Source organism: Geitlerinema sp. CS-897, from assembly GCF_028368005.1.
Classification (GTDB): domain Bacteria; phylum Cyanobacteriota; class Cyanobacteriia; order Cyanobacteriales; family Geitlerinemataceae; genus Baaleninema; species Baaleninema simplex.
Genome location: NZ_JAQNCQ010000221.1, coordinates 1 through 4,597, shown reverse-complemented (window position 1 = coordinate 4,597; position 4,597 = coordinate 1). Strand labels below are relative to the sequence as shown.

The window sequence follows — 4,597 nt, the reverse complement described above, 5'->3', positions numbered from 1 at the left end:
TTACTATGCAAGAAATCGCTGAAACCCTTACAGTATAAGAGTTTTTGCTAAACTGTATAAAAAGGCAGCTCAAATCGAGAAATCCCTTGCCAGATAAAGGCTACAAGCATTTACCCTACACACCAAGGTCGGAAGAGCCACTTCTCGAAGCAGGGTGGCATGGCGGCTGGGGTGGTTTCTCTCATGAGAATACCTTTAACCTTAAATTCTTGTCGGGCAGAGCTTTAGCTTTTATTTTACCTTTTACGTTATTTTTCGTTTAAGTACCGCTAATTGAGATCTTCAGGATTCTAGCGATCGTCCTGCCTCTTAACGCTTTCCCCTCTCCTCACGGCGATCGCAGGCTGACGCGAACTAAAACAGCAGTGATGTTATCGCGTCCGTTGCGGTCGTTGGCTAGGTCGATGAGTTTTTCTGCGGCCGCGTCGAGGTTGCTGGGTTCTCTCAGAAACGGCTTTAAGTGCGTTTCCCAATGGGCTTCGACGAGGTTGTTATCGGTCAAGCCGTCAGAGGCTAACAAAAATAACGTATTTTCCGACAGGTTCAAGAAACGCACGTCCGGGCGCACGGCGGCGTTATCTCGCGGACCGAGGGCTTGGGTCAGTTGGTAGGCTTCTGGACGGCTGTAGGCATCTGCTGGGTCGATCCCTTGTCGAATGGCTTGCTGTCCGACCTCATGGTCGATGGTGAGTAATTGCAGTCCCCCCCGAACGGTGAGGCGGTAGAGGCGCGAATCTCCCACGTGGGCGACGGCGGCGCGATCGCCATCGACGAGCAGCATCACGAGAGTCGTTCCCATACGTCCGCTTCCGTGGCGGCTTTGTTCGTCGTTGAGGTCGTAGATGGCTTGGTTGGCGCGATCGATGGCATCTCGAATGGCAGTTTCGCTAGGGAGGCCGTCGTTCCACTGACGGGATAAGGTCTCGATAACAGTTTCCGAAGCGATCGCGCTGGCAACATCGCCGCCGTCATGGCCGCCCATCCCATCGCACAGAACGTACAACCCACGCGAGGTTAGCGTGCGATCGGCAGGGGTTTCTCGCCAATCTCGCTGTATCCAGATCGCGAACGTATCTTCGTTGCGGGGACGATGGCGTCCGATGTCGGTTTTTCCACCGTGAGCGAGATAGACGACGGGGGGAATGGGAACGGTGAGGGTTGCGTCGTCTTCCTCTACGATCTCCAAGTCCTCCCAGGCGGTAGGTTCGGTCTCGTCTCGTTCGAGAGCGTCGATGAGGCGGTCGAGGCGATCGCCGATCGCGTCGGAATCGGCGAGGACTCCTCGCTCTACCTGTTGCAAAAATTCCCCTAAATCCGGCGGCGGCGGTTCGGACAGAGACTGAAATAGGGTCGTCCAGGTTTTCCCGAGGGTTTTTAGCGTCGGGGGGCGATCGCTCGGGTCTGCATACAGTCGTTGCATACAGATAGCGCGATCGCTGTCGAGGTGGAGGTTGTGCAGTTGTGTCAAACTATTTCGACAGGAGATCGCCGTTAAAATCGACCACAAATCGAGCATTTGATACATCCAATAAAGGCGTTGCAGCGGCGAAACCGTTCGCCAACAATCGAGGGGACGGGACAGATGCGAGCGGTCTTCGAGCAGAACGACTGTATAGTCGTCGCCTTCCCAGGTATCGCGAAGTCGCGGAAAGGCAGAATTCGCCTGACAGCGGGGATCGCAGTACGGCTGCGCCAACTTAGGAACGTGACTGTCCGTGCTGTAGGAACTGACGCTACAGTTGAAATACGGGGGGAGCTGAGGTTGGAGGTCGTAGGCGCGAGTTTCGATTTCGCCGTACTCGTTGAGTTTTCCCAGGTCGAAGAAACGATAGCGTTGTTTGGGATCGAGATAGGGAGGAAGAGTCGAGGCGGTAAATTTCGTCGAGACGATGGCGGCGAACCAAACCGGTTTGTGTGAGGGAATCGACGCCCCACATTGCGAGCAATATTGGCGACCTTCGGGATTGAGGGTGTGACAGTGGGGGCAAACCAACATGGCGACGGCGATCGAAAGCTATTAATTATATCGTGCGCGATTTCGATCGCCCGAACGGGACGCGACGGCGGACAACCCACACCGCTTTTGGAGTTGGCTGACTTCAGCGAGAGTGAGATCTCGCCACTGTCCCGGTTGCAGAGCGTCTAGCGTTAGGTTTTCGACGGCGACGCGCACCAAGCGTAACGTCGGATGTCCCACAGCGGCGGTCATGCGTCGGACTTGGCGGTTTCGCCCTTCTGTGAGGCTCATTTCCAGCCAGCAGGTAGGAACGTTTTTACGGAAGCGAATCGGGGGATGTCTCGGCGGTAAGTCGGGGGCGATCGCCAACCGTCGAACACGGGCGGGTCGCGTACGGTACTGACGGATCGTGACGCCGTCGCGCAGGCGCTGTAAGCTGGCTTCGTCGGGAACGCGTTCGACTTGTACCCAGTACGCGCGGCTCTTACCAAATTTCGGATCGAGGAGTCGGTGCTTGAGCGATCCGTCGTCAGTCAGCAGCAACAGACCTTCGCTATCGCGATCGAGTCGCCCGACGGGGTACACCGATGGAACGTCGATGTACTCTTTGAGGGTACGCCGAGGGGCGTCGCTGTTATCGGTAAACTGACACAGCACGTCGTAAGGTTTGTAAAACAGAAGATATCGATACAAGAGAGGGGATCTCGAATTAGAAAGAAGACAGTCGCGCGTCGCGACGAAAGTGATGCTGAGTTCGTTTGCTTTGAGGTGTCGGCGTTCGTGGGTGGGGGAAGACGCCAAACGGGTCTTCGCTCTGCAGAACGGTCAATCCTCTGTGTCTTCCGAACGGGGTGATGGCGATCGACGAACAGACTGCTCGAAATTGAGACGTTGTTCGACATTGCGTAGAAAGTAACCGCTAATCATCGCCGAGGCTAGCAGCCGTCCCAGATTTTCGCGACTCGTCGTGACGCTGACGCCAAAGTGTTCGGGAGGTAGGCTTCCGAGCAAGCCGACAATGTTTCGTTCCATGACTCGAACAACTTCAGTCGAGCCGGGTTTGGATAGATGCGACACCACTTCTGGCTCGAGCGATCGGACGTACTCCCACAGCAGGTTTTGCGATTCGTCATCGCTATCGATAAATTCGGAATTGGGGTTGCGATCGAATGGGTTTGTCAAGATGACCTCCTCGCAGCCGAGACTGCTGCCTCGCTACTTTCGTCCTCTATCGCTAGTTTGCCACACTTTTCCCTGCGATCGAAAATTGGATGGCTGAGTTCTGTCTTCGTTACCGTCGAAATCTTTGTGGTTTTGGATCGATCTGTTTCGTTTTTTAGATCGATTTTCCATCGAACGGATCGTTTTTTTTTATTATTTTGATAATCTTGGATGAAGTTAAAACACTATAGAGTTTCTAAATACTAATATCTGTAATTTTCGATCGCCGTGTTACTCAATTATGAATTTATTTCGGAAAACAGTTATCTCAAAAAACAGCCAACTCTCTTCGATCTGAGGTTGGCTTCTCGAGGTTTGATGGCAACAATTCAATCAAAATCAATTTAAATAGCACCCATTACGATCGCAAACGTTACGAGACAAAATGCAACGGCTACAACGGCTGCAATAGTGAAGTAAGGTGCGTGGTTGACGTTTTTAAGGTAGTGATTGACTTGTTGGTCTTCCGGTTCTGGATGCCAAATCATCGGTTTCATCGTCCGATCTCCGTAAAATTTGCTATGCTTATTTTGTTTTAACCTAGTCAATTTTACGGAGAAATACCACTATTCAAATCAATCTTAATTTTTCTTCTTAAAAATTCATGTAGTTTTCTAAAAACATAAGTATAAATACTGAGTAAAATAATTTGTTGAGACTGGGGTGCGACTTTTTGTTTCCGCGACTGAAAATAGCAGCGATCGCCCTCCAGCAATCGAGAAGAACGGCGATCGTGAAGAACGGCGATCGAACACGAGGGAGTGGAGACAGCGACCTCGAAGCAAGTTTCACATCGAGCGATAAACACTTCCACCGCCACCGGGAAGTAACGACAGTTGCGAAGGACGAATACTGTAACCGACGCTCACTTCAATATCGCCGTCCCAATTCTCAACAGACAAGACGCGATCGCCGTCGCCTTCGTAATCGTAGTACCGACAGGATTCGGCTTTACGCTTCTGAATCGTCCCCATGCGACTCATATTTGCTTTTCCCGATTCCACACGAGTAAACGTTTCGCCGCCGTATTCGAGGGTTTTCGGCGGTTTCCCCGAAATCTCGAGGTCGTCCGCGATCGATTCCAACCAAGACACCTCGATGGTGTCGTCTTCGGAGACCGAAAGCCAGCGAATGTCATCGCCGTCTTGAACCATATATTCCAACCAAACAAAGCCCTCGTCATCGTAAGTCAGTTTTCCCTCCACCACCCAATCGCGATCTTCAAACTGAACGATATCGCCGATTTGCAACGTAAATAGGGTTCGATTCAGCGGTGGAAGTTCTTCCACGACGGGACGTTGAGAGGCGAGGCGTTTCTGATTGGTCACGAAGTAAATCGCTACACCAACCACGACGATAACAGCAATCCAGAAGAGAAAAACCATAGTGTTTTAGAGGGGGAGAGGGGGAGCAAGGGAG

General features: G+C 52.1%; 5 protein-coding genes. All 5 read right to left on the bottom strand.

What is annotated here, in order from left to right; genetic code table 11:
• Positions 1 to 328: 328 nt before the first annotated feature.
• The 5 genes from POG22_RS13975 to POG22_RS13955 all read right to left on the bottom strand — a co-directional run bounded on the left by POG22_RS13975 (position 329) and on the right by POG22_RS13955 (position 4,563).
• Positions 329 to 1,996: a serine/threonine phosphatase gene (locus POG22_RS13975; protein WP_498905936.1), complete on the bottom strand. Its 1,668-nt coding sequence runs from the start codon at positions 1,994 to 1,996 to the stop codon at positions 329 to 331.
• Between the two features lie 21 nt (positions 1,997 to 2,017).
• On the bottom strand, positions 2,018 to 2,650 hold the full coding sequence (locus POG22_RS13970; RefSeq protein WP_498905934.1) for a pseudouridine synthase family protein: 633 nt from the start codon (positions 2,648 to 2,650) through the stop codon (positions 2,018 to 2,020).
• 132 nt (positions 2,651 to 2,782) lie between these two features.
• The gene (locus POG22_RS13965) at positions 2,783 to 3,139 is read right to left on the bottom strand and encodes a DUF760 domain-containing protein (protein ID WP_026097966.1); all 357 of its coding nucleotides are present in this window, start codon (positions 3,137 to 3,139) and stop codon (positions 2,783 to 2,785) included.
• 383 nt (positions 3,140 to 3,522) lie between these two features.
• Positions 3,523 to 3,675 carry a hypothetical protein gene (locus tag POG22_RS13960; protein WP_017663236.1) on the bottom strand — a complete coding sequence of 51 codons (153 nt, stop codon included), beginning with the start codon at positions 3,673 to 3,675 and terminating at the stop codon, positions 3,523 to 3,525.
• Between the two features lie 291 nt (positions 3,676 to 3,966).
• Entirely contained in the window at positions 3,967 to 4,563 is a 597-nt protein-coding gene (locus POG22_RS13955; protein ID WP_498905933.1) for a DUF4178 domain-containing protein, read from the bottom strand.
• Positions 4,564 to 4,597 lie beyond the last annotated feature (34 nt).